The organism is Bradyrhizobium genosp. SA-3, from assembly GCF_004212635.1.
Taxonomy (GTDB): Bacteria; Pseudomonadota; Alphaproteobacteria; order Rhizobiales; family Xanthobacteraceae; genus Bradyrhizobium.
The window spans coordinates 1-25,635 of sequence record NZ_PSRT01000003.1; the positions used below are offsets into that span (position 1 = coordinate 1).

At 58.4% G+C, this 25,635-nt stretch carries 18 protein-coding genes; 9 read left to right on the forward strand and 9 right to left on the reverse strand.

The window, feature by feature from the left end:
- A partial coding sequence (locus CWO91_RS42620) for a beta strand repeat-containing protein (protein WP_208752963.1) occupies window positions 1-4,412 on the forward strand: 4,412 nt, incomplete at its 5' end.
- A 156-nt stretch (window positions 4,413-4,568) separates the two neighbouring features.
- On the opposite strand, the gene CWO91_RS01205 is transcribed toward CWO91_RS42620, so the two are convergent.
- The gene (locus CWO91_RS01205; RefSeq protein WP_130211902.1) at window positions 4,569-4,835 is read right to left on the reverse strand and encodes a hypothetical protein; all 267 of its coding nucleotides are present in this window, start codon (window positions 4,833-4,835) and stop codon (window positions 4,569-4,571) included.
- Between the two features lie 265 nt (window positions 4,836-5,100).
- Here CWO91_RS01205 and CWO91_RS01210 point away from each other — a divergent pair, with 265 nt between their 5' ends.
- Both CWO91_RS01210 and CWO91_RS01215 read left to right on the forward strand, forming a co-directional pair.
- On the forward strand, window positions 5,101-5,349 hold the full coding sequence (locus CWO91_RS01210) for a hypothetical protein (RefSeq protein WP_130211903.1): 249 nt from the start codon (window positions 5,101-5,103) through the stop codon (window positions 5,347-5,349).
- A 63-nt stretch (window positions 5,350-5,412) separates the two neighbouring features.
- A complete protein-coding gene (locus tag CWO91_RS01215; RefSeq protein ID WP_130211904.1) occupies window positions 5,413-5,691 on the forward strand; it encodes a hypothetical protein in 279 nt (92 codons plus the stop codon).
- Between the two features lie 102 nt (window positions 5,692-5,793).
- On the opposite strand, the gene CWO91_RS01220 is transcribed toward CWO91_RS01215, so the two are convergent.
- Window positions 5,794-6,531, reverse strand: a complete 738-nt coding sequence (locus CWO91_RS01220; protein ID WP_130211983.1) for a metallophosphoesterase family protein — start codon at window positions 6,529-6,531, stop codon at window positions 5,794-5,796.
- A gap of 601 nt (window positions 6,532-7,132) precedes the next feature.
- Here CWO91_RS01220 and CWO91_RS01225 point away from each other — a divergent pair.
- Entirely contained in the window at window positions 7,133-8,563 is a 1,431-nt protein-coding gene (locus CWO91_RS01225; RefSeq protein ID WP_130211905.1) for an undecaprenyl-phosphate glucose phosphotransferase, read from the forward strand.
- Window positions 8,564-9,500: 937 nt separating this feature from the next.
- Here CWO91_RS01225 and CWO91_RS01235 read toward each other — a convergent pair.
- From CWO91_RS01235 to CWO91_RS01260, 6 genes are all read right to left on the reverse strand, one after another.
- Window positions 9,501-10,169 carry a hypothetical protein gene (locus tag CWO91_RS01235; RefSeq protein WP_130211907.1) on the reverse strand — a complete coding sequence of 223 codons (669 nt, stop codon included), beginning with the start codon at window positions 10,167-10,169 and terminating at the stop codon, window positions 9,501-9,503.
- Between the two features lie 15 nt (window positions 10,170-10,184).
- Window positions 10,185-11,585: a hypothetical protein gene (locus CWO91_RS01240; RefSeq protein ID WP_130211908.1), complete on the reverse strand. Its 1,401-nt coding sequence runs from the start codon at window positions 11,583-11,585 to the stop codon at window positions 10,185-10,187.
- 131 nt (window positions 11,586-11,716) lie between these two features.
- Window positions 11,717-12,358, reverse strand: coding sequence for a hypothetical protein (locus CWO91_RS01245; protein WP_130211909.1), 642 nt, complete (start codon window positions 12,356-12,358; stop codon window positions 11,717-11,719).
- Window positions 12,359-12,413: 55 nt separating this feature from the next.
- Complete coding sequence (locus CWO91_RS01250; RefSeq protein ID WP_130211910.1) at window positions 12,414-14,828, reverse strand: polysaccharide biosynthesis tyrosine autokinase; 2,415 nt, start codon at window positions 14,826-14,828, stop codon at window positions 12,414-12,416.
- A 651-nt stretch (window positions 14,829-15,479) separates the two neighbouring features.
- The gene (locus tag CWO91_RS01255; RefSeq protein ID WP_091894140.1) at window positions 15,480-16,463 is read right to left on the reverse strand and encodes an NAD-dependent epimerase/dehydratase family protein; all 984 of its coding nucleotides are present in this window, start codon (window positions 16,461-16,463) and stop codon (window positions 15,480-15,482) included.
- A gap of 396 nt (window positions 16,464-16,859) precedes the next feature.
- Complete coding sequence (locus CWO91_RS01260; protein WP_128935719.1) at window positions 16,860-17,138, reverse strand: hypothetical protein; 279 nt, start codon at window positions 17,136-17,138, stop codon at window positions 16,860-16,862.
- A 442-nt stretch (window positions 17,139-17,580) separates the two neighbouring features.
- Between CWO91_RS01260 and CWO91_RS01265 the strand changes: the two genes are divergently transcribed.
- Entirely contained in the window at window positions 17,581-18,681 is a 1,101-nt protein-coding gene (locus tag CWO91_RS01265) for a glycosyltransferase family 2 protein (protein ID WP_130211911.1), read from the forward strand.
- Window positions 18,682-18,706: 25 nt separating this feature from the next.
- Here the strand turns inward: CWO91_RS01265 and CWO91_RS01270 are convergent, their stop codons facing one another.
- Window positions 18,707-19,987, reverse strand: coding sequence for a hypothetical protein (locus CWO91_RS01270; RefSeq protein WP_130211912.1), 1,281 nt, complete (start codon window positions 19,985-19,987; stop codon window positions 18,707-18,709).
- Between the two features lie 138 nt (window positions 19,988-20,125).
- On the opposite strand from CWO91_RS01270, the gene CWO91_RS01275 reads away from it, so the two are divergent.
- From CWO91_RS01275 to CWO91_RS01290, 4 genes are all read left to right on the forward strand, one after another.
- Window positions 20,126-21,313: an acyltransferase family protein gene (locus CWO91_RS01275; protein WP_130211913.1), complete on the forward strand. Its 1,188-nt coding sequence runs from the start codon at window positions 20,126-20,128 to the stop codon at window positions 21,311-21,313.
- Between the two features lie 145 nt (window positions 21,314-21,458).
- Window positions 21,459-22,805: a glycoside hydrolase family 16 protein gene (locus CWO91_RS01280; RefSeq protein WP_130211914.1), complete on the forward strand. Its 1,347-nt coding sequence runs from the start codon at window positions 21,459-21,461 to the stop codon at window positions 22,803-22,805.
- A 168-nt stretch (window positions 22,806-22,973) separates the two neighbouring features.
- Window positions 22,974-24,074 (forward strand): glycosyltransferase family 61 protein, encoded by a 1,101-nt coding sequence (locus CWO91_RS01285; RefSeq protein ID WP_130211915.1) that lies wholly within the window; start codon window positions 22,974-22,976, stop codon window positions 24,072-24,074.
- Between the two features lie 13 nt (window positions 24,075-24,087).
- Window positions 24,088-25,635 carry a lipopolysaccharide biosynthesis protein gene (locus CWO91_RS01290; RefSeq protein WP_130211916.1) on the forward strand — a complete coding sequence of 516 codons (1,548 nt, stop codon included), beginning with the start codon at window positions 24,088-24,090 and terminating at the stop codon, window positions 25,633-25,635.

A 25,635-nucleotide genomic window follows, 5' to 3' on the forward strand; every position in this document is an offset into this window, starting at 1 on the left:
CCATCAACCTTCAGGCCGGAATCGCCAGCGGCGATGCCTCGGTCGGGCATGACAGCTTTACGGGTGTCAACAGCGCAACCGGCAGCAATCTTGCCGACAGCTTCGACGCGACGGGATTCGCCGGGTTCAACGCGTTCCAGGGCCAGGGCGGCGACGATACCATCATCGGCAATGGCAACACGCAGATCCTATTCGGGAATGCGACGTCCGGCGTGACCATCAACCTCGCGGCAGGCACGGCCAATGGCGATGCCTCAACCGGCCATGACAGCTTCACAGGCGTCGACAGTGCGGTCGGCGGCAGCGGCAACGATACGTTCAACGCGGCCGGCTTCGTCGGGGGCAACTTCTTCCAGGGCGGCTCCGGCAACGATGCCATCACCGGCAACGGCTCCACCCAGATCCAGTACGGCAGCGCCACGTCGGGTGTGACCGTCAATCTCGCTGGCGGTACCGCGGACGGCGACGGCTCGGTGGGCCACGACACCATCACCGGAGGGGTGACCAACGTCGCGGGCTCGAACTTCAACGACACGATCACCGGCTCGGCCAGTGGCGACCAGTTGTTCGGTAACAACGGCAACGACCTGATCAACGGCGGTGCCGGCAACGATTTCCTCGGTGGCGGTCTCGGCGCCGATACCTTTGCCTATGCCACCGGCAGTGGCGCGGACACCATCGGCGACTTTTTGCAGGCGCAGACCGACAAGATCGACCTCACGGGCGTCGCGGGCGTCTCCAGCTTTGCGCAGGTTCAGGCGCGTGCCACTCAGGTTGGGCCGAACACGGTCATCGACTTCGGCAATGGCGACAGCCTGACGCTTTCGAACGTGACGCTCTCGAACCTCACGGCGGCCGATTTCATCCTGGGGCAAGGCGTCAACCTCACTGGTGACGGCAATGCAAACACGCTGACCGGCACGGCCTATGCCGACAGCCTGAGTGGCCTCGGCGGCAACGATCGCCTGAAAGGCCTCGATGGCAATGATTTGCTTGACGGCGGCCTCGGCTTCGACCGCGCCGACTATACCGATGCGACGGGCGGCATTACCGCAAGTCTCGCGGCAGGCTCGGTGACAGGTCCGGGTGTCGGAACTGACACGCTCGTGAACGTCGAGGGCATCGTCGGCAGCAGCTTTGCCGACACGTTCAACGCGACCGGCTTTGCGGGCAACACCGGCATTGCCGGCACGAATCTCGGCTTCAACGAATTCGAGGGTCGCGGCGGCGACGACAATATCACGGGGGCCACCAACAGCCTGGGTGCGCTGCTGACGCGCATCTCTTACGCCAACGCAACGGGTAGCGTGACAGTGGATCTGGCCGCGCATTCGGCGACGGGAGATAGTTCGGTCGGGACCGATACCCTGGTGGGCTCGGGCTTTGCCGGCATCGTCGGCTCCGGATTTGCCGACCAGCTGCTGGGCAGCGCCAATGGACCGGGGACCGTGGAGACCTTCGAAGGTCGCGCCGGAAACGACTCCATCGATGGCCGGGCCGGTTTCGACCGGGCGGACTACGCGCTCGATCCGGCAGCCGTGGGCGGCATCAACGTTCAGCTCGCTGCGGGAACCGTGACGGGCGATGCCGCGACGGTCGGCACCGACACGCTTCGATCGATCGAATCCGTGCGCGGCTCGAACGACGCGGACGTCTTCAATGCCACCGGCTTCGGTGCAGGCAGCACGAATGCCGGCTCGAACGGGACCTTCAACGAATTCATCGGCATGGGCGGCAACGACAGCATCACCGGTAACGGCAACACGCGTATCGCGTTCACCAATGCGACCGGTCTCGTGACGGTCGACCTGCTGGCGGGCACGGCGAGTGGTGACGCATCCACCGGCAGCGACACCTTCAGCGGCGTCAATGCCGTGATGGCCTCGATGTTCAACGATGTCATTTATGGAAGCAACAACACCGCAGCTACCGAGACGTTCACTGGCCTTGCCGGTGACGACTCCATCAATGGTCGCGGCGGCTTCGACATCATCAGTTACAACAATATCTACTTCTCAACCGGCCCGGTTACCATCGACTTCACGGCCGGCACTGCGACCGGTGACAGTTCGATCGGCAATGACACGTTCCGCGCGATCGAGGGCGCCCAGGGCACCACTTTCAACGACGTCTTCACGGCGACGAATTTTGGTGCGATTGGCTTCCAGAATGCCGCCGTCAACAACGTCGGCAATAACGGCAATTTCAACCAGTTTGAAGGCTTGGCCGGCAACGACACCATCACCGGAAACGGCAGCACCCGCATCATCTACGCCAGCGCGACCGATGCCGTGACGATCAACCTGCAGGCGGGAACTGCAACCGGCGGCAGCTCGATCGGCGCCGATACCTACACGGGTGTCAACAGTGCGACCGGCAGCAACCAGGCCGACACTTACAATGCGGCGACATTCGTCGGATTGTTCGGTACCTTCAATTTGTTCGAAGGCCTCCTCGGCAACGATACCATCACCGGCAACGGCAATACGCGCGTCTCTTATTCTCAGGCGAGCGGAGGCGTTTCGGTCGATCTCTCGACCGGAGCGGTGAGCGGGGCCGCAGGCGCCGACGTCATCACGGGTGGCGTCAACAGCGTCCAGGGCTCCAATCTGGCCGACACGTTGGTCGGCAGCTCAAATGACGAGTACTTCGTCGGCGGTGGCGGCGCCGACACGATCAGTGCCGGCGGCGGCAATGACGGCATCACCGGCCAGGGCGGCAACGACACGATCGACGGCGGCGCCGGCACCGACATGGTGATCTTCACCGGGACGCAGTCGCAGTACACCGTCACGACGCCTGGACCGATTGTGGTTCAAGACAATACGGCGGGCCGTGACGGCACCGACAGCCTGACCAATGTCGAAGTGCTACAGTTCAGCGACGCCATCGTGCTGCTGTCATCGGGTGCTTCGGGCAGTCCGATTGATCTCTCGACGCAGCAGCAGATCTCCGGCAGTGCGCCCGTCATCGGAACGGCCGGTGACGATTATCTCCGTATCGGGAGCAACATCTTCGGCCATCAGATCAATCTGGGGGGCGGGGTAGCAGATACTGTCTTGCTCAACGGCAGCGTCTTCGGCAACGGTTACACGCTCAATCTTGCCGGCGTCGAGAACCTGGTCGGCAGCAATAGCGACGAATTCGTCAACCTGACGAACAACGCTGATGGATTGGTCGTAAACCTCGGTGCCGGCAATGACCATCTCAGCCTCGTGGGCGGTACCAACACGCTGAGCCTCGTGGATGTCGAGGGCATCGCCGGATCCGATTTCGGTGCGACGCCTGGCGTCAATGACGTGCTCAACTTGTCGACGACGGTCACTGGCCTGGAGATCAGCCTCGGCAACGGCGACAACACGATGAATCTCGCCGCCGGCGCGAACTCGTTCGTGAATATCTTCGATGTCAATCACGTCAATGGAACCGGAGGTGATGACACTCTGAGTGTGACCGGCGCGATCTCTGCTGTGAACGGGGTCGCGATCGACCTCGGCAATGGCGAGGACGCGATCGTCCTCAACGGAAACTTCGCTGCATTTGCCGCGGTCGGTGTCGAGCACATCAACGGCAATGCAGGCGATAATTCCTTGAGCTTGACGGACAATGTCGACGGCATCGCGATCGACATGGGAGGTGGAAGCGATCTGGTTTCTCTCGCCAATGGCGTGAATTCGCTCAGCATCGTTGGCGTCGAAAACCTCAACGGCAGTGATTTCACCGGCAATCTCAACCCATCGAACGACACGGTCACGCTCCTGAACACCGTATCCGGCGTCACGGTCAATCTCGGGGAGGGTACAGCCAACGTGCTGAACCTCGCCGCAGGCAGCAATTCGTTCGACAACCTCTGGAACGTGAATTTGCTCAACGGGAGCTCGTCGAACGATACCCTGACGTTGAATGGCAGTCCGGCGAACGTGATCGATCTCGGCGACGGCACTGACACCTTGAACTTCAACGCGAACGTCTACGACGTCACGGTAAGCAACGTCGAAAACATCAATGCTGGCGCGAATTTCGACAGGATCACCATCGGCAGTACGTCCGGCAACACGACGATCACTGCCGGCGCGGGCGCGGATGAAATCTTCGCCAGCGCGGGCCACGACAGTTTCCGTTTCGCCAGCATCGCAGATTCCGCCGCCGGTGCTGCCGATACCATTCACAATTTCGATGCAGCCAACGATAGCTTTACCTTCTCAGGCATCAGCATCGCCGGCGGTCACATCGAGTATGTGGATAGTGCGGCGCTCCTCGGCGCCAACCAGGCTTCGGCCCATTTGCAGAGTTTTGGGCCTGGCAACGACTATCTCCAGATCGATATCGATGGCGACGGCGCCAGTGATATGGACGTTAGCCTGCAAAACGCCACTGGCACGCTGCACAATGGCAGCTTCCTCATCACTTAGGCTTTGGAAAAGGCGTCGGCTTCGGGGCCCTATGGCCCCGCAGCCGCCGGACGTATGCGGCGCGCCTCAAAACAAAGACCGCCGCCATCCGGTTGCCCCGGTGTGGCAGCGGTCGTTAGTCCAGTCTGGCTCGGCCTCAGCCAAGCGCTCTCGAATTTACCGGACGTACCAGTATCCCCACCAGCGCTGGGACACGGGCCGTGCCTGCGCCTTCATGGCCGCGACTTCCTCGACCGGGCGAAGCTGGGGACCATAGATCGCGGGCGGGTAGACATCATCCCACAGCACAAGTCCGCCTTGGACGGAAGCCGCCCGATGATGCGCCGGACCAAGCGCGAGCTCGGCGGCTGGCGCCACGGATGCGGTCAAGGTGAGGCCAAGAGCAGACAGGGCAATGGATGCAATAAGCACGCGGAAGTTCATTGGATTGAATCCCTTCTAAATGCGATGCGAAATAATGCGACGGCTCCCGGACGGTTGCAAGGGCATCGGCCGACCGATCAGCCCGAAATTCCCCATTGCGGGAGGCGGGGTCTGCGCGAAGCAATCCTGCTCGACGATCAAAGGCTCGGGCCCGCAAGGTCGCAAAAGCATCTTTATATAGGGAGTGACCGTTGCCGACCGAAATGAGAGGTGGGGAGGACGATCGGACACGGCATCGCATTGCATGCACACAAGAAGTCAAGGCATGAACAATCTTTCGGCGCCGGGAGTCATCGAGAATCATGATGTCGACACACTGCTCGGTCTTGATGTGTCCCCGGACTATCCGGGACGACTCTCCATGGCTTCTGCATTTGTCTCCGCTTCCATTTTTGGCGCTGGCCTCATCTTGGGATATGCGCTGCGTGCTTGGCGCGTCCAGCGAAGGGCTGCAAGCTCCGGTGAGACCTCGACTCCCACCTCAACATTCGGTCATGCCCGACGAGCCTTTTAGGCACCGTCCGGCTCGCCGGCGGGCATTTGGGGTTCTCACTGAAACGAATGGGGGCATGGTGAGATGAGTGAACCCAAGAAGGACGCTCCGCGGCGATACATCGTGGATGGTGCGGGACAGCGTGTTCTCGTCGGCCTGACGATTTCGGAGACGGTCGAGTTCGAAACGCTGGACAATCCGGATGCGCGATCGCGCGCTGGTTTGCCTGACCAAGAGGGTCGTCTACAGCAGAACGAGCATGGCGCGCGTTGGCTGGAGCTCTACGTCAAGCATGAGCGAGCCTGGAACGATTGGATGGCCGAAACGCGTGCCCGGCCGCAGAAGCCCTGCTTGCTCAATTAGGCAAGTCCTCAATTAGGCAAATCGCTTCACCTCTGGGCGCCGAGGTCCATTTGACCCTCGTCGCGGAAGGGCTTTGGCAGATGGCAAGCGGTTGCCACTATGTCACACCGCGAGCATGCGGCTTCCCTGGATGCTCATCAGGGTGAGATTGCCGGTCGCATAGGCGCCGGTATCGATGTTGGCGCGGTTATTTCGCACATCGGCGTTCCGCACCGGCGTGTGACCGTGCACGACATATTTGCCGAAATGCTTTTTGCTCTCCAGGAACTCCTCGCGAATCCACAAAAGATCGTTCTCCTGCTGTTCGGATAACGCCACGCCCGGTCGAACGCCCGCATGCACAAAGAAGAAATCCCCGCACGTAAAGCTCAGCCGCAGATTGTCCAGGAATTCCAGATGCTCAGTCGGCATTGCGCGAATCAAATCGCGCAAGATCGACGTCGGCTCGTCGCGCTTCAAGTCCGGCGGGGCGAGCCCGTAAGACATCAATGTCTGGGTCCCCCCGACGGCAATCCAGTCCGCGAACAGTGAAGGGTCTTCGAACACGCTTACCAGAAATGCCTCGTGATTACCCTTGAGGAAGACCGCATTGCCCCGGCGACTACGCTCGACCAGGATGTCGAGGGTGGCGCGCGTGTCCGGGCCGCGATCGATGTAATCGCCCATGAAGACCTCGATCGCATAGTGCGGGCGGCTGCGAGCCACGTCGGCGTCGATCACCCGCAACATCGGCTGGAGCAAGTGCGCACAGCCGTGGATATCCGAGATCGCATAGATGCGAACTCCCTCCGGCAGGTGCGGCTTGTGGATTGGCCGACGTGGTCGGGCGAAAGATATCATGGCGCACAATCGATGAGGTGGTCGAGAAAATTTCCCCAAGTCGCCGGCACCTGAGAACTCCCCATCTGACGCGAACAATGTGCGGTGAATAGGGTAGCCTCGTCGTTCTCCGGCTTGATCACGCCAAAAGAAGGGCGGAACTTTTTGCCTACCTGTTTGCGACGGGTCGAGCGAAGGGCGGTCCGTGGAAATTGCATCGCTGAACTGCGCAGCGCGGCAAAGATGCATGCCTCACTGCAAATCCTACGATGCCTTCGTAATCAGAAATTGAAGTTCCCACAAATGACTGTTCGCTGCCTCGCAATAGGACGGGCGCCTCAAAGATGAGCGAAGACGCGCTCGCGCGAGCATTAAAGCATCGTGTTGGATGTGGAACTTGATTCAAAATAGGGCAGCGCGTCGCGGATATGTCAGCACTGTGACGAGATTTTCAGCGCGTCGAATTATGGATTCTCATTCGACGCGACACATCAGTGCATCGCAAAAGTTTTGCATGCAGCGCCACAATGTCGCTGCGATCACTTAACACCCTTCGTCTGGGAAGCGGCAAATCTTCAGCATCACAATGACCGCCAGGCACTCTCCACACGTAGAGGATCGAATGGTTGTTGCAACTTATGGTTCTGAAAGCACCTATGCGGTGTCCTCCGCACGGGGCACGGCTCTTCAGCGGCCTTTTCAGCTTCTCGTCATCGCGGCCGACCTTTTGCTGATCTTGCTCTGCTACGCGGTGGCGTCGGAACTGTATAGCCTCGCTACACCGTCATCTGGAGACGGAGCGCCCATCGGCGCCGGACTGATCGTCAGCGCAGTGTTCGTTGCGATCGCATATTTTCAAGGTGTGTATGCAACGCACCGTTTGCTCAGTCTGGTCTGGCAATTGCGCAAAGCGGTGATCATCTGGCTGGTGTCACTGACAATCCTTGCTGTCGCAGCGTTTCTATTGAAATCGTCGGACAATTTGTCCCGCGGCACGTTCCTTATCTTCACCGGCGTTGGCGGCGTTGGGTTGCTCAGCCTGCGCTTTGCGTGGCAGTGGGCGCTCGGCACGAGCTTTGCCAAGGGCCGATTGGTCGATCGCAAGGTTGCCCTGCTCAGCCTGAAGCCGCTTGATTTCACCTCGAGCCGTTTCAAGGACCTGCGCAAGAACGGATTCGACGTGGTTCGCCATTTCGTGCTTCCCGCTAACAGCCGTGGGAACGGCTGGGAGAGGCAAATCCGCGATGTCATTCTCCAATCCCGTGCAGCAGATGTCGAGGAGTACCTGTTGGCGGTTGACTGGAACGAGCTGCCGTTGTTGCAGCAACTCGAACTGCACCTGCGCGCCGTACCACAGCCGATCCGTCTGTTGCCGGATAATTCGATCGCAGATCTGGTATCGCGTCCGTTTTTGCCGGTCAGCGGCACGGTGGCAATCGAGATTCAGCGACCGCCGCTCAGCGTGTTTGAACGTCTCCAGAAGCGCTGCCTCGACGTCGGTCTGGCGTTGTTTTCGCTAGTGGCCCTGGCGCCGGTGCTGATCACCGTCTCCATTCTGATCAAGCTGGATTCGCCCGGGAGCGTGATCTTTCGACAGTCGCGCCGCGGCTTCAACGGCAAGCCGTTTGACATCTGGAAATTTCGCAGCATGTACGTGTGCGAGAATGGTCATTCGATTGCTCAGGCAACCAAGAGGGACGCGCGCGTCACGAGGATTGGCCGCTTCCTCCGCATGACCAGCATTGACGAATTGCCCCAGCTTTGGAACGTGCTGCGCGGCGACATGTCGTTGGTCGGACCACGCCCACATGCGCTTGCCCACGACAACTATTATGACGAGATCATCAGCAATTACGTATACCGCCACCACATGAAGCCGGGCCTCACGGGCTGGGCTCAGGTTAATGGTTTCCGGGGCGAAACGCCGACCATCGACCTGATGGAAAAGCGGGTCGAATATGACGTTTGGTATGTAAGGAATTGGAGCATTTGGCTCGACCTGAAAATCATGGCGCGCACGGCGGCTACCGTCATTTCCCAGGAGGCGTACTAGGTCAGCGCAGGCGTCATTGACGGCGCGGCGCGGACTCATAGGCGCTGAGCTAGATGCGGATTGAGGCGAGAGCTCCTTTTGGAGCCCTTGAATCAGCCGTCGCGCCAATCACCAAGCTTTAGGTCTTATGCCTACGCGCCCTGTTCCACAGCCGCACGATGGCCTTCCGTATTGCGATCAGCCGGGGCATCAGGACGAAAAAGACTCCCGTTGCGAATGATCCGAGAGCGTGGCGAAGGGAGAATTGTTCGTTGTGATCGAGCTGGTCTTGATGCTTTTCGATCGGGATGGGCGCAAGGATTGTTCCTGACCTGTTGAGCCGCGATCGCGACCCGCGGGGAGGAACCACGATGAGCACGAATAAAACGTTGAGCAGTAGCCAGATGCTTAATATGGCAAGTACCGTCATCCAGTCCCACCGAAATGCAAGAGTATGGGGTCAAATTAACCGCCGGAACCTCAGAAGGAAAGGGTGCACAGCGCTGTTGCATTGTAAGCCGGCTCCTTTCAGCCGACGAGTTCCCGGAGATACTCTATCTCGATCACCTCACGCCCGCCTTCATCAATCCGCGCAAACATCGGCTACGACAATGACCGTCGTTTGTGGATTCCGTACCACTACGGTTGGCGCTGGACCTATGGATCGCGCGAGCGTTAGGTGAGTTCGCCGGCGGCGGCAACCGCCCCCGTATTGCGCAAGAGAATTGATCGTGAAAAGAAAACGCGCGGCAGCGCGCCAATCATAACCATTTTCCTGAACGATCGAAGATCTGTAACCTATGAGCGAAGTGGTCAACCCCGGCATCACCCCAGATCGACCGGTGAGGCTGGGTTCGGGCGAGTGCACCGAAGCGAGTGCTTGTTCCGGGCGAAGTTCGCGCCTCGTGTTTTGGTGCCGACAGCTCCCCGCACTTCATCAGGAGTGTCCTGTCCGGATTCAACCGCGCAGTGTCGCCAGGAAGGACGGGTCGATCGATTCAACGGCATCCTCAAGGAAAGCCTTGCCCAGTTTTGATGCCCGCCGATAAGCGGACACGAGTGCCGATCTCGACCCAGGTCGGCGTATCAGGATGAGCCGAACGTCATTGCGTACGAGGTCCTTGACATCGGGAAGGGCGAGTGCGTCGAAGCGGGCCGCCATGTCGATCCGCACCGGCATCAATCGCGCGTCGTTTGGTGCGACAAAATACGCCATCTTCAGGGCCTCGACCACGATCGGATCGTACGGGTCGCGCTGGACTTGAAGCAGAGCCAGTGCCAGCCATAGTTCAGGTTTGTAGGGAGAGATCGACAGCGTCCGCCTGACCCGGCCGAGAGCGTCGGGCGCTATCGATCGCAGGATCGTGGCCCTTTGCTGACCGGACTCGATTGTCTGTAGCGCGGCGATCAATGCATAATTGCTCTCCAGCTCTGATCCAAACGGCGAGCGCGTTCCCAACAATGAGGGCGCGTCTCCAGTCCACCGTGCCCCAATCTCGGCCGCATCTGCGGGAAATGTTATCCGCCCCAGCGCCGTCACCTCCGCTACGGCCGACACGATCGCATAGGATCCGACCGTCAAGGCCGACGCCATCAGAAGAATGCGAAATCTGCTCGATGAACTCATTCTCGATGCCCAACGTTACGGTCGCGCGGATGCCGCCGAGTGGTTGGCGCCACTGGTCCGTCCCACTGATTGTGCAAGTCCAACTCCGACCATCACCGCCACGATCGCTTGAATCGTGGGGTTTGAGATACTTGAGTCAAGAAAGCTCTCGCAGAGTACAACGACAACGCCGGCGGCCGCGGCGGCCGCGAAAAAGGAATCACGTCCTCGCCGAACGGCGCCGCGAAAGCTAACGAGGAAGAACTGGGCGGCGAAGGCTACCAGGATGGCGCTCGCCAATCTTCCCGCCTCGACAGCCATTAAGACCGCGGTGGAAGGAGGATCTGCCAGCGCAGCGCCGAACTCCTGATAGGCTCTCGAAGTCAGCCTAAAGGTTCCGAGACCATTGCCCCACGTCGGTGCATCAGAGAGCAGGTGCTTTGACGGCGCAACTGCTTCCGGGGGGAGGCTGACGAATCCAAGGAGGCCCAAGCCTCCGGATGGAGAGTGCGGCACAGCCATCGCGCTGGCGATCGCTGCAAGGACCAAGAACAATAGCGCCGAAGGCCAAAACCGAAATCCCAAGCGCCGGACAGCGGCTATGAACACGAGGACCATCAATCCGCAGCCAGTAACCGCCACCAATGTGTGTTGTTCGAGGGTCGCAAGTGCGGCGAATGCTACGGCAATTCCTAACAGGCCGCAGAAAACGCCGACCCACAGTTGGAGCGAGGCCAGATTGTGGATGTTCTGCTGGTGCAGGTGGCGTTCGAGTGCCCGGGCGACGAGCGCGCCATTTGTTAATATCGCAAGAGCGGCTGCTGCCGGAAACAGGCTCGTAGCTGCGCCGGATTGGGGAATGATTCCGGCGAATAAATCGAGCCGGCCGAGTAGGACCTCGACTGACATGAGGGTCGTCACTGCGCTCAATACGAACAGGATCGTTTCGGCCATACGGCGATCCTTGGCGATGATGACGGTCGACACCAGGAGCGACACATCGACCAGATAGAGGAACAGGCTTTGCAACGTCGCGCCCGTATCAACGCTGATGCGGCCCGGCAGCGATGGCTGATTCAATGCGATCGAAGTCGCTGACCAGATCGGGTTCGCAAGCGAAGACATCGGAAGGATTTGCAACGCCATCCAGACAACCGGAAGCAAGAATATGAGGAGAAATTGCTTCAGCAACTGCGCGGCCGACGCGATTTGCGCCTCCGGACCTCTTGTTGCCATTGCCATCATTAACGCAGTAGCAAGTGAAATCACATGCTGTGCGAAGGACCCGCTTGTGATGGCCAAGATCGGAGTCGCGGCCAGCAATGTGATCAAAAGCCAGGAAGCGATGAGCAATCGGAGAACCGTGAGACGTGGAAGCGGGAATGGAGTGCAGCATTGCACAAGTGGGACATTGATACGTGTCGCATAGCCGAGCATGCGAGGCCACCGTCGTCTCGGTGATGGATGGCCGGATAGTTGCCACTATAAAGCATCATCACACGCGGCCTGCCAACTGGTCACATGCAGTCGATTTGCCGGACTCGCCCTCAGTTCCGTGACCGGCTAAACTATCGAGCATAGCAGTACTGCGACAAGTAACGGAGAGCCGTCGCCAGTCCAGCCATCGGCACCGCGCCGCGGATCGCGCTCGGTGTGGTCCCAATTTCAACCGCAAGCTCGTTTGCGGTCTGCCAGTCGCTGGCAGCAAGCTTCGAGGCGTCGGCGGGTAGTAGGAGCGCCACGCCGCCCTGGATCACAGATGCCTGGAACTCTGCGCGCTTCTCTCCTGCTATGAGGGCTACGTTCGGTCGCGCCGAGCGGGACAGTGGCTCGAGTACAATGAGTACAATTTCGATGCTACTCTTCCCGCATTGCAGGCTCAGACCAGCAAGGCGCGTATCCGACTTGGCACTATCGACGACATGCATCACTGAAATGGCATCGGCGCCGCCGTCTGGATTTTTGCTCTTAACTAGTCGCCATCCGCTCTCAAGCTGTGTCGATTGGCTGCCGGACTCGATCTGCTTGAACGCCTCTTCGTCGCAACGTCGACGCTGCTCGGCGCTGATGCCAGACCCGCAGTTCAGAATGCCCGGACGCACCGGCTCGGCTCGACCAGGAGCCGTCGTCACCAAGAGACCAGCACCGAGCAGAACTGAGCGCACCATCAGAAGCGCCGACCTAACAAGCGCTAGCGCCAAATCATTCATGTTGTATCCAAGGGCCCTGTAGTGCTGCCCACCGCTCCGGATCAAGCATCTGACGTCAATCGACGTAACCATACCTCTTGTAGTATCGATTGCGATAGTAGGCTGCGCCGTACGTATCGTAGCGGCTCATCACCGACACGTTCACCTTGTTAAGAACCGCACCGAGCATCCGCTCGCGCACAACCGGCGTTTCGCCTAGCACGCGCTCGACGATATCGATTTTCGACTTCGCCCATTCGATGACAAGGATATAGGAATCAGCCAGCCCCCTGGTCGCCCGAACGTCGACGACCGGCGCCAGCGGGCTAAGATCGAGAACGATGCGATCAAAGTGCTGCCGTAGTTGCTGGAACAGATCGTCCATCTGTTGCGAGGCCAGCAGGTCGCTCGAATTCGAGAAGCGGGATGTGATAGCACAAGGAAGAAAATGTAGATTCGTCTGCGGGTCGATCCAGACCACGTCCCTCCAGTCGGCTTGGCCGATGACGACATGGATCAAGCCGTCCTGCGCAGCCGGAGTAAGCCTTGCGGTGAGGCTGGGGTTGCGGATGTCGCCATCGATCAGCAGCGTACGGCAGCCGCTTTGCGCCAAGGTCTGCGCCAGCGCTTCGCTGACGGTTGACTTTCCCTCGTTCGGAAGAGCGGAGGTAATCCCCAGGACCTTGTTGGACCCTGCACCGAAATTTGCGAAATCGCTGGCGAGCTTGATCGACCGAAATCCCTCCGCGAAGCGTGAAAACGGGGCATTGATCACGTGCCGCCCGACGCTCTCCTCGGTTGAAAGCAGACGGTCGCGATGCGACTGTTGGTGGCCGAACGCGGGCGCGGACCCGTGGAGTGGCAACGTCGTGCCGGATGCCCCGTGACTCGGTGATGCCTGCTGCGGTTTGGGCTTGTCGCGTTTGCCGAATCGCCAAGCCGCTTTGCCCGATTGAGCGGAATTCGCTTTGATGGCACCCTGCTCTATGACCGGAATCGAAGCGAGACAGCGGGTATCCACGAACTGCTCGACCTGCGAAACGGTACGGAAGACGCGATCCATCATATCAAGCAGGATTGCGACGAGAGCTGCGAGAATCGACCCACCCACAATCGCCGCAAGCAGGATGAGTGTCGTTCTTGGCGACGTCTTGTTGGGAAGAGTCGACGCGGCCTGACTGATCACCCTCGCTTCGGTAACGGGAAACGACTGCTGCTGAACCGAGACCATGTACAGTTGCAGGAAGTTGTCCGATAATGCGCGAGCGCTCTGAGCGTTGCTTTCCAGATCTCTCAGGATGATTTGGGCCTGGCTGGTATTATTCGAGACCGCGATCGTATCGTTCAAGCTCTTCTGGCTGGACTCCTCGCGCGCCTTGGCAATTTCAAGGTCACTCTTGTAGACCTCGGCCGTGCGTCGCAGTTCGTCAATGATCGAGCGTCGGATTTCTCGCATCTGGTTGCGTAAATTGACAACCGCCAGATGTGTCGATCCATACCGGTTCGACCAATCGGCCTGCTTGGCCGCGTACTCGAGATAGGTCTGGCGTAATTTGGTGATGACCGGGTTGGCCATCGTCTCGCTCACAGTCGCCAGTTCATTCAGAATGACCTTGGAATCGTCGGTGTCCGCATTCAATATCGCGGTGATGCGTTCGAGCTTAGCTTGTGCCTCCGCACGCTGGCTACGCGCAGCCGTCAGCGAAGTATTGATTTCAGCGAGTTGCTGCTCGGTGAGCAGTCGCCCGCCGGCGTCGACGATGTTGTTCTTGGCCTTGAAATCCGCGACGGTGCGTTCAGCGGAAGACGCCTGCGACCGCAATTCCTTCAATCGGTCCTGCAGCCAGACCGCCGCCCGTCTCGAGGCCTGATATTTCGATTCCAACGAGTCCACGATATAGCCGTCGGCGACCGCGTTGGCGATCCGTGCTGCCAGGTCCTGCGACAATGCCTGAAAGGAGATCTCGATAACATAGCTCACGCCGACGCGCTTGATGCTGAGGCCGCTCGCAAAGCGAGCGAGTGCCGCGCGCAGTATTTGCTCTTCCGTGGGCGGGGTCGACTCGGAGAATATTCCGGTAATCGCGCTACTGATGCTGCTGAGCAATCCGCCACCGTCGCTCATGAAGTCTGCCGACTCCGCAAGTTTCAGGTCCTTGATGACTTTGGAGGCGATCGCTTCGGACTTGAGAAGTTCGACCTGACTGTCGACCATCGCCGAGTCGATCGGGTTGTCTGCGCCGCTCGCAGGCGCTTGCGTCTGCAGGCCCTGCATCTTGCGGCTGTCGATCATCAGGATGGCCGTTCCGGTATATCGCTTCGGCGCCGTGAACACGTAAACGCCGGCAAGACAGATGCACAGGAGCAGCGTGAAAATCATCACTGGATACTGGCGGCTCACCAGCGCAAGCGCAGAGGAGATGGTCTGCTCCAGCGATGGAGCCTCCGGTGCGGTGGTTTCAATCTCGCGAGATGTGATCTTTTGAAGCATCCGGCCCGCCTACTTAAATCTCTGTGAATGCGGCATCAGGCTGGCCGTGCCGCGGCTGAACTCGTGAACGTTAAAGTGTCACGTAGAAGTTCCTGCTGGTAAGAATTCGACACGTCGGATGTGGTGGTCGACGTCGCAGCGCTCGAGAGTTGACCAGTGCCATCGAGGCTCTCGGCGAAATACCTAGCCAGATCGTTCGACACGTTGTTGGTCAGAGAAGTTTCGGCAACGCTGCCGGCCCTTTGTCGGTGCTGCTCGCCGCAAAATCGTCACAATGCCCATCTCCCTCCGTCAACTCTGCCAAAAAAGCGACTTTCAAGATCGAGACGAATTACGCCGCCTGAGAAGATCATGGGTCGCCCACGAATTGGGCAGGGTTCCACGAATCTCACGTGCCGAGCCGGTGGACAGGGTCCGACCGGACTCGAATTCTGCAATGCAATATCGACCTGAGTGTGACGGACAAGCATGAGGATCTTGCAACTGCCACAGGCAAGGCGAATCCGGTCTCGCGGTTGCGACTGAGCACGTGACGGCGGAACGCGAACGAGTCCGGTTTCGGAGCATCCACTATGGTGGCGGGGGTCGGCTTCGCAGTTCCACGGTGAATCCCCGATCGATCGGGCACTCGAAAGATCAAGCAACGGGACCTCAATCAAAATCCTTGATGGAGGATTCCCGATTCCAATCCACAAGCGAGCTTGCCAGATCGTAGTCGAATTTGAACCCGCTTGCGATCAGATGCTTCGGCAGAATGTTCGTAGAAAACCACAACTTCTTGATCCGGTCACGATTGATGCCGGTCTTGATGCCGACAGCCTGCAGCACCTCGAATGGAAGCACGGCGAGATTCATTAGCCATACCGGAATCGTTATCGTCGGCTTGGGGTATTCGGCAGCTTGAGAGAAGGCGGAGCAAATCTCGCTGATGGTGTAACGGTGCTCATAGCAGAAGTTGTAGATCGACAGACTGTCGTTGCGAGACGCCATGAAGAGCATCGACGAGACCAGGTCCTTCACGTAGCCGCACGACTTGATGGTGTCGGTGCGGCCGGGATAGATGAAGGCCCGCCTTTCGAGAAGCCTCGACAATCGCGTGAAATTGCCTCGCTCGTAGCGCCCATAGATGACGGCGGGGCGCACGATGGTAAGCCGCCTGTCCGGGTCCTCCGACTGCCATAGACGATGGATTGCTTCGGCCGAGAGTTTGGAACGTCCATAAGCACTGACCGGGACTGGCGTCGCATCTTCGGTAAGTGGGGTTTCCGTCGGACCGTAGACCGATATCGAACTGGTAAAGATGACATTCCGGCTGCCAGTGTCTCTCGCAAATCGGCAGACGTGCACCGCACCTAGCACGTTTGTATAATAATAGTCGCCGTCCGGATGACCCGGGGTGACATGGACCGCAGCCAGGTTGAAGATGTCGGCAGGCACCCCGCCACCGAGCTTCGGGTCGATTGGCTCACGGACATCATGATGGACATACTCGACGCCTTCGACGTACGCCCTGGGCTTCCCGATATCCACTGAGACGATACGGTCGTAGCGGCCGGAAGCGAGCATTCGCGTCATCAGATGTGTACCGATGAAGCCTGCGCCTCCGAATACAATAGCCTGGGTGGGATGGGACATGTGCGCGAGGGTCAACGTGAGTGAAGGTGCTGAATCAACTGCGACGAAGTTCGGTCAAGGCTTGCTGACGATCGAGCACGCGCATTGAAGAACTGCACGCCCCGCCGTTGCAAGAGTTGTGCCCGCACAGACCAAGATCGCTTGACGCGCAGTACGCCCGCTCGCGACCGCGAGCGTTTTCGCTGCTGGATATCAATGAAGCGAGCAAATCGGGGCAGCAATTGGTTAGTCGTGCGTTTTTGATGCGGCGATAACAAGATCGTTACAGGCAGCGCGTGTGAACGCGGAAACATCAGTTCCATCTTGGCGATCCCGAATGCGGTGGCGTTGGTTCAAGCGGCAACGCGCACATTTCTTGTGAGCGTTCAACCAGGGGTGTTCGTCTGAATCAACGACTCAATAGAGCTCGCGATACTCAAATTGAAAGTTCGTTGATCCGGCCGCAATCCCCAGTAGTCTCTGCAGCTTCTGGTAGCCTGCGAGCGGAACGACAATGCAGTCGGAACTTCCCGCGTAGCAAACCCGAACCCTGATCGATTGACCGCAAATGTTTTGAACCAGCACAATCTGCTCGATGATCTTGGGATTGTTGGCTTGGGGGTGCGTCAACGGATTGACCGATATGCAAAGCTTTCCGTCCGCTGTCGTGTGATTTGGAGCGAAAGTACCTTCCATCGGTCGAATCGAACTCGAAGGCCGAGTGGAAATGCCGGAGCCGCCATACATCGGAGGAGATGTGCGACCGAAGCCGGAAATTTGAGCATCGGCCGTCGTTGCGAGGAGCGATGAAGCGATAGCTACACATATCGCCGCATAACCGTCTGAGCGCCTAGATCGGTTATCATGCATCTTCACTGCTCTGCACATCCATGATGGTTGGGGCCAGCTCTCGAAACGAAGCCGCGATTGTCGGCGGCAGGATAGAGTTGCAGTTGCGGCAACAGAATGACACGTAAAATGGTTCCCGGGATTGCAGGAGGAATCTTGCCTCTTCCTTGCGCTTGAAAACACGTGCTAGAGGCTGCACCTTCCTGGATTGGGTGTCTGACGTCCGTCGACTGTGACGTTCTGTCGGGGTCATGCGACGTACTTACAACGCGAGTATTCTGAGCGGCGAATGTTGAAGGAGATACCAGGGCACGCTGTGTTGCCAGAAGTCGAACTGGCGACCCTGCCGCGCCTCTCGGTCGTCATTCCGAACCACAATTACGCAGCTTACGTGGGATCCGCGATCCGCAGCGCGCTGGACATACGATGGCCAAACGTCGAAGTGATCGTCGTCGATGACGGGTCGACGGACCATTCACTCGACGTCATCAACGAATTTGCAGACGAAGTCACAATCATCAGCCAGGCGAACGCCGGGCAGATGATGTCCTGTGTGAATGGCTTTCGCAGGTCGTCCGGCGATATCATCATATTTCTCGACTCGGACGACGCCTTGCGTCCTGATGTCATGACGGAGATCGTATCCGTCTGGTCCAAAGCCGCGAGCAAATATCAGTTTCAGATGCGCGTGATCGATGCCGACGGGCAGCCGACCGGAAATGTCCTGCCGCAGTACTTCTCCTGTCCGTCCTCGGAGGACGTCCGGAAGTGGATGGCAACCACCGGCGCTTATCCGACGCCGCCCGGGTCGGGAAATGCCTACCCGAAATGGTTTGTCGAGCGTGTCTTCGGCTTTGAGTCCGACTTCGTTGATCGGGCTCCGGACAGTTATCTTTTGGCGGCCGCTCCTGCATGTGGCGAGATCGTAACGATCACCAAGCCGTTGGCAGACTATCGCGTGCACGGCCTCAATCACGGGGCTTTCCTTCAACTCGACGATACCCGCTTTGCGAGAGAGATCGACCTCACGCGGAGGCGGTACAAGTTCTTTTCCGAGATCGCGCGCACGGAGAAGCTGCCGGTTGCGCCCGATGCACTCAAGCGCAATTTGATATTTCTTTGTTTGCGGATAGCGTCGTTCAAGCTGCGGCCGGACCTTCATCCAATCGCAGCGGATAGCTCGTTGAGCATCGCTGTCGATGCGCTTGGAGCGGCTGCGTCGCCGCAAGGTTTCTCAAGATCGCAGCGCATATCGCTGCTGGCTTGGATCTTCTGCATCCTGATCAGTCCGCAGTACTTCCGTCGTGCCCTGGTGAGTTTGCGCTACGTGCCCGCCCAGCGGCCGAAATGGTTGCGCGCTTTGCTCGGTCGGTTCCGCATCATTCGATGATCAAGGCAGGGCTGGGACGCTTCGGTCAGACGGCAGCTTTGGGACGGATCGACCTCAGGCCGGCGCCTAGCGGCTGCGACCATACGCACAGCATTGCCATCATGATCAGGAATGGGGCCATGGCGAGGTTGCCGCCGCCGAGCTGATAGCAGGCCAGCATTGTCAATGCGAGCATCGAGTTGTCTTTCCTGAATATCGAGAGGATGAGATAGAACAGGAAAATCAGTAGCCCGATAATTCCGTAATCCGCGACGAGCTTGAGAACGGGATTTCCGCTGCCGCCAAAGTAGGCGGGCGACCGTTCCAACCCGCCGGGCCCGGAGCCGATAAGCACTCTGTCGGTCTGAAAGAGATAGTCCCAGGTCTGTAGTTGTGCGACGTAGCGAGCATAGCCGCTCGACTTGGTTGAACTGAATTCATCAAGCCTACTAACAATGGGATCAAAAGGTTCCGGTGCAACGAGGTACGTTGTGCCGATCACCAAGGCAACGGCCGCCCCGATGGCGATAACCCGCAGTGATTTGAGCGGAGCAATCAGGGGATAGGCACCGAGGGACACGACGAGCACCAGGAGGCCCGATCCGGACCGAGTGAGCACGTACGAGATGGCGTACAACGGAAGATAGGCAAGTCGCCGCAAAATGAACACATCGACGATCACACCTATGGCGAGCAATTGGGATAGCGCTCCCGGCTCCATCGGGAAAAACCCGTTCGCGCGTCGATTCAAAGACCCATAAAATTCCACCGCATTTTGATTGTAGGCGGACTCGACGAGGACCGGATCGAGCGCCGGGATTGCATCCTTGAACGAGAAGATGCGTATTCCGCCGAATTGAAGAACGATCTGGACGATTGCCAGAACGGCGCACAGGCGAACATAGAACAGGAAGACGGGAAGGACCGCCTCGTTCGAGAATCTCGTCGAGGGTCCGAACAGGAAGATCGAATTCGTGACAAGAACCATCGCAAGTGATGCCGCACTGGTCTCGACACCGCGATCGGGAGATTCGGCTGCGGCGACCGCGCTGAAGAGAAACCAAACGACGACGAGTCCGAATGCAAGAGTCTGCGGCCCGCGAATGCTCACCAGACCAACCCACCATCCCCACGCGACGAGCGCGAAGAATCCGAACAGCGAAAAGAAGATCTGTCCGGTTCCGATGAGGAGTCCGAAGCGCTGCATGCAAATGCACAGAATGAAGGCGATATGCGCGAAAATGACGCTGTTGGTCTCGTCGCTTGACGCTACTGCAGCGCGCTTGTTAGACGAGGTTCTGGCTGGGAATGTGTCGAGGCTCACCATGTTAGGACTCGTCGATTACTGCTTCTTGGCGCCTCGATTGGTGGGTACGTCTGAGCGCAGGGCAACGATCGCGGTCGATCTTGGTCTCGCTCGTGAGGCTGTTCACCCTCTATACTTGAGCCTGTAGTGACTTCCCACATGGAACACGACACGAGCGCAAGATTTAACCCTTACGTTCATGGTGCCAGAGGTTTGTTTTGCCTCATGGTATTCGTCTATCACGTCGTTCATTCCGGCCTCCCGACGTTCGATCTGTTTGCCAGGGGGCTGTTGGGAGAAGCGCTGCAGACCGGAAAATTCGGTGTCGAGTTCTTCTTCGGCATCAGTGGAATTGTCATTCTGCCAAGCATGTATCGCGCATCCTCGGTCTTGACCTTTATTCTTGATCGCTATGCGAGGATTCTTCCTGTGCTCTGGGCGACCGTGATCGCGATTGCGATTTTTGGCTGGCTTTCAGGGAAGGGTCCAAGTCTGCTGCTGGTTGGTGCAAATCTATTGGCGCCGCCTCCATTTATTGACATCATCCAGATCAATCCCGCCGCGTGGTCGCTCGGATACGAATTCCTGTTCTATGGAGTATGTGCCGTCGTTTTCCTGATCAGCGGCGTCAGTCGGCCGCTGGCGCTGGCATTAGCCGTCAGTTCGCTGATGTTGGTCGTGTACTATCCCCGCGCGCTCCTGATGATTGGTGGCGTGCTCATTGCGGAGAAGTACCTATCGTCGACCTTGTTGCTGGCGAAGTACCCGGCGATCTTCTTCGTGCTGTTCCTGACTGTCTGGAGAGGCCTCGAGCTGGCCAGCGCAACAGACTACGTTGGCTTTGTCACGCCGGCATATTTGTCATTCCATGACTGGATCTCTGCTTTTCCATTTATTGTTCTTGGTGGCGTCTTCGGGACTATTTTCCTGCTTGGCATGTCCCGAGGAAACGGTCTGATCGGAAGAATGCTGCGTTGGCAGGTGATGCAGTGGCTTGGAACGATCAGCTTCAGTTTTTATCTCTGGCCGCCGATCGTCATGGCCGGGATCAAGCTGATCATGTATCGGACGGGCATGGTCGATGCATTGGGGAGCGGATCGCAACTGTTTTTCCTCCTGGTTTCGCTTCCGCCGTCGCTTATCGTTGCAACGATCAGCCATCGCTTCCTTGAAGTGAAGGCGACGGGACAAATTCGAAAACGGCTCGACAGGGCCTCGGAAGCGAAACCGCCAGTCCGGCCGATCAATCAAGCACTCGACGGCACTCAAGGAGGGAACCTGATCGGGGAACAGTCAAATGTTCTTGATTGTTCGACAAGTCACCGCCCCAAAACGATCGCAAGTTGACTGTCTATTCGGGAAAATGCCGCAGCCGTGCGCTTGATTGTGCCGGCTTACGACGTGGCGCGTCACTATTGCCATCGTCTTTGCGCATTGGGCCGGCAGAGCGTTTCCCAGCCGGGCTAACAGCCGAACCGAAAGGATCTCGTTGATGATCGCAGCCGTGCGCAGGCAAGTCCTTTGTGTCGCCTCGATAGTCGTTGCACTCGGATCCGCAGCGCCGGCCTGGTGCGCTGGCTGGGAACTGGTTTTTTCGGACGAGTTCAACGGCGACAAGCTTGATCGAACCAAATGGGCTACCCGATACATTTACAACAACGAAACGATGGATCGTTTCAACGATGAAAAGCAGCACTACCGCGACAACCACGTGGTGTCCGAAGGTGCCCTGAATCTGACTGCAAAAAAGAATGAGGGGGCGGACACGTTCGATTCCGCGATGATCCGTAGCCATCAGACATTCTACTATGGCTACTATGAAGCGCGGGTCTTTCTTCCGAATGCGCGGGGATCGTGGCCGGCATTCTGGCTCGAAGCCGATTACGACATCGATGGAAAGTTCTGGCATCCGCCGGAGATCGACATTTTCGAGTACGTCATCAATGGCGTGGAAGACAAGCCGAACATGCTGCACTCGAATGCCATGAGTAAAGATAAGTGGACGCCGCAGTCCTACACGTATGTAGACAACTCGTTCGTGCTCAGGTTTCAGGACATGGTCGGCAAGGAGGATCTGAACAAGGACTGGCATATTGCCGGCTTCGTTTGGGCTCCTGACCGCATTTCGTTCTTCTGGGACGGCCGTCTCATCTACACGCGCGTGTACCAGTGGCTCAGGAAGGACGGCCAACTGGGGCCGCCGGCGCACATTGATCTCAATTACGCCGTCGGCGGAGCAGCCTGGGCCGGCCGGCACGGGGTCGATGATGCGGCTTTCCCGCAGACGTTCAAGATCGACTACGTTCGCGTCTGCCAGTTCACGTCGTCCGAGCGGGGAAGCCGAAAATGCGGTCCGAGCGACGTGACACCGGATCCCAATGATTTTGGATACACGGCAGCGCTCAACGACATGCCCAAGCCGACATTCCTCAATGTTACGAATGTGGTAGCGGATAAGAAGCCGAATGCGGGGGTATTGTCACTGAGCACAACCGATCCGCTCAAGATCGAAATTCCCATCAAGATTCCGGAAGACTATCCGACAAATCGAACGCTTCATGCGTACGTCTTCGATGCAACAACCGGCGCCATGGTCGCATCGGCAAAGAAGCCGCTGCAACAGGTCTCTCGCAAGGAAGGGGAAGATGGCGTCAGCGTGATCGAATTCGCGCTGCCCGCCGTGCCGCGCGAAGGGAACTATCTGCTGGGCAGCAAACTGACGGCTGAAGTCGCGGGCGAGGTCGGCCCCAAAGAAGTCCCCGTTGCTTGCGAGACCACGGTGATCCAACCAAAAAAAACCAGATCTTGCCGTCTATTGTCGCTGCATGTGCGACGCTGATCGGAGGGGTGCATCCAGCGTGCGCACAACTCCGTGTGATCTGGATCAAGCCGAGTACCGCTGATTGCGATCGGTACGGCCGGTCTGAATTTTGCTTTGGCTGTGGCAGGTGGGCCGTCATGCGCGCTTGCCTGTCACGGTCAGTGTCTCTTGCAATGGTAGTCATCCATGAACTCAAAGGTTCGCGCCGTCAGGCAAATCCTCCGTGGTGCATTGCGCGGCAGCCCGAGCCGGCTTTGTGATCATCGCGCGTGGCGAAGTGAACATCCGCATACTTGGCTGACTGCCGTCGAGGAAGAGGTACTGGCGCGGAAGGCGCCGGTTCGATTCGGCAGCCGCGACGCAGGTTTCGGTGAAAGCGTTGACAACAGAATGCCAGAGATGGGCATTCTCCGCCTGGACAAGGCCCGCATCCTCGGTCCCGACGGCTGGCTCGTGACGGAGGATGGATCGCTGCTCTACGAGAGCACCTGGTACGGATCGTCGTTCTCGCGCCATCCGCGATCAATTGCCTACGGCACGCCGCTGCCGCTAAGCGGCACCTGTCTCTCTCTGGCGAGTGATTTCGCCGGAGGAAACTATGGGCACTTCCTGCTCGATTGCCTGGGACGCTTGGCGCTATTTCAGAAAAGTGGCCTCTCGCTCGATGATGTCGATTATGTCTATTTGCCCAAGCCTGGGTCCGAAACGGCAGCCAAGCTCGTTCGCCGGCTTGGAATTCCAATGCACAAGTGCGTGTGGGCAGGCCAGGAGGATATCCAGGCCGATCTCGTGATCGGCACTTCGTTTCCAGGCTTGCGACGGAATTATGCGCCATGGCTTACGGAGTTCTTCCGCTTGCAGGTAGCCAAGTCGCCGCTTCGTCACGACAGGCGCGTATACGTTCCGCGCAAAGGACAAAGGAAGGTCGCCAACGAAGAAGAGCTGATGCCTGCATTGAAAAAGTTCGGCTTCCAGATCTACGACTTTGATGACGTTGAGGATGAAGCGGCGTTTTTCTCAGAATGCTCGATTGTCGTTGGCGCACATGGTGCGGGGCTGACCAATCTCGTATTCTGCTCGCCTGGAACGAAAGTCCTGGAGTTGATCCCGTCAGACCACGTGCATCCCTACTACTACACGATCGCAACGTCTGCCTGCGCGGACTATTCTTACATCGTGGGGGACAGCAAGGGAACGCGCCCGCAGGGAGCGTTTGGGCCCAGTCCATTCGATTTCGAGGTTGCGCCTGACATCTTCGAGCGCGCACTAGAAACCATCTGTCAATGAACGAGCATTGAAAATGGTCGCTATTGGTGCGCGTACGACGCTCCCTTTGTCGAAAAATTCAATCGCCATCGGAGCTGCTTGGATCGGCGTGAGCCGGCTGGTGGTTGCCAGTCTCGGCTTCTTGAACACGCTCATATTGGCGAGAATGCTCACGCCGGAAGATTTCGGCCTGGTTGCCGTCGCGACGGCCATCATTGCTGTTTTGACGTCGATGACTGAACTGTCCCTGGCATCGGCGCTCATTCACCACAAGGATCCAAGTGAAGATCAATTCCACGCCGCGTGGACGTTGAGCCTGGCTCGTGCTTGCTTGCTGGCACTCTTGCTGTCGTTGCTCGCCTATCCGGTGGCAGTGTCCTACGGCGATGGCCGCTTGATTCCGATCCTGTTGGTCCTGAGCTGTTCGATCGTGATATCCGGCTTTCGAAATCCGATGCTTGCGATGATGCAGCGTCAACTCGTCTTCTGGCAGGAATTTGTGACGAGCAGCAGCCGGGCGCTCGCAACCATCCTCGTCTCCTCCGGGATCGCCATTTGCTTCAGGAGCTACTGGGCGCTTATCGCCGGAGCCGTCGTCGCCAACTTCATCGATGTCGTCGCCTCTTATCTGATCCAGCCGTTCCGGCCGAAATTCCGGATAAAGGGTAGCCGCTCCCTATTCTCGTTCTCTGTGTGGCTATCGCTCGGGCAGGCCGTCAGCACGCTGAACTGGCGTTTCGACCAGATCATCATCGGATATTTTCTCGGGAAATCCGCCCTGGGTGGATATGTACTTGGCAGCGACCTGGCCGCCACGCCGACAAGAGAAGCAACAAATCCGCTCGCCGGGACGCTGTTTCCCGCGTTCGTGAGGCTGAGGGACGACAAAGCCGCCCTTCAGCGAGCTTATCTGTCAGCGCAATCAATGCTGTGTGCGATCGCCTTTCCGGCGGGGTTCGGCTTCGCGTTGATCGCCGATCAATTCGTTCCGCTCGCACTGGGTGAAGCTTGGGCAGGCGCGACGATCGTGATCCAGCTCCTCGGTGGTGCAATTGCGTTGCACACGCTCAGCGCGACCGTCCAACCCCTTGGTCTGGCCCTTGGCCAGACGCGCAGGTTATTTCATCGCGACGTTGCGATCCTGATCGTGAGGCTGCCTTTCATTGTTGCGGGCTTGTGGGTAGGAGGGTTAGTTGGCCTGCTGGTCGCCCGCGTGGCGGTTACCCTCGGCGGTGTCGTCTACAACATGGTCCTGGTCCGCGAATTGATCGACACTTCTGTCTCCCGGCAATTTCTCGTGAATCTGAGGACCGCTTTGTCCACCTGCACGATGATCATTGTCGGTCTTCTGACGAATTGGGCTTTCATCACATCTTTTGGCCATGAGTCTCACGTCTATGCTCGGTTGATCGCTGTTGTTCTCGTGAGCGCTCTTGCCTATGTCGGGTCACTCTTTGGATTCTGGCGAGCGACAGGCGCACCGGCCGGGCCCGAGCGTGAGATCCTGCGAATCCTCGGCGCAATCGCCAACAGGTTTGGGAAAATGGGAAAAATCGTCGATGATAACCGAGCAGTCGGGTGA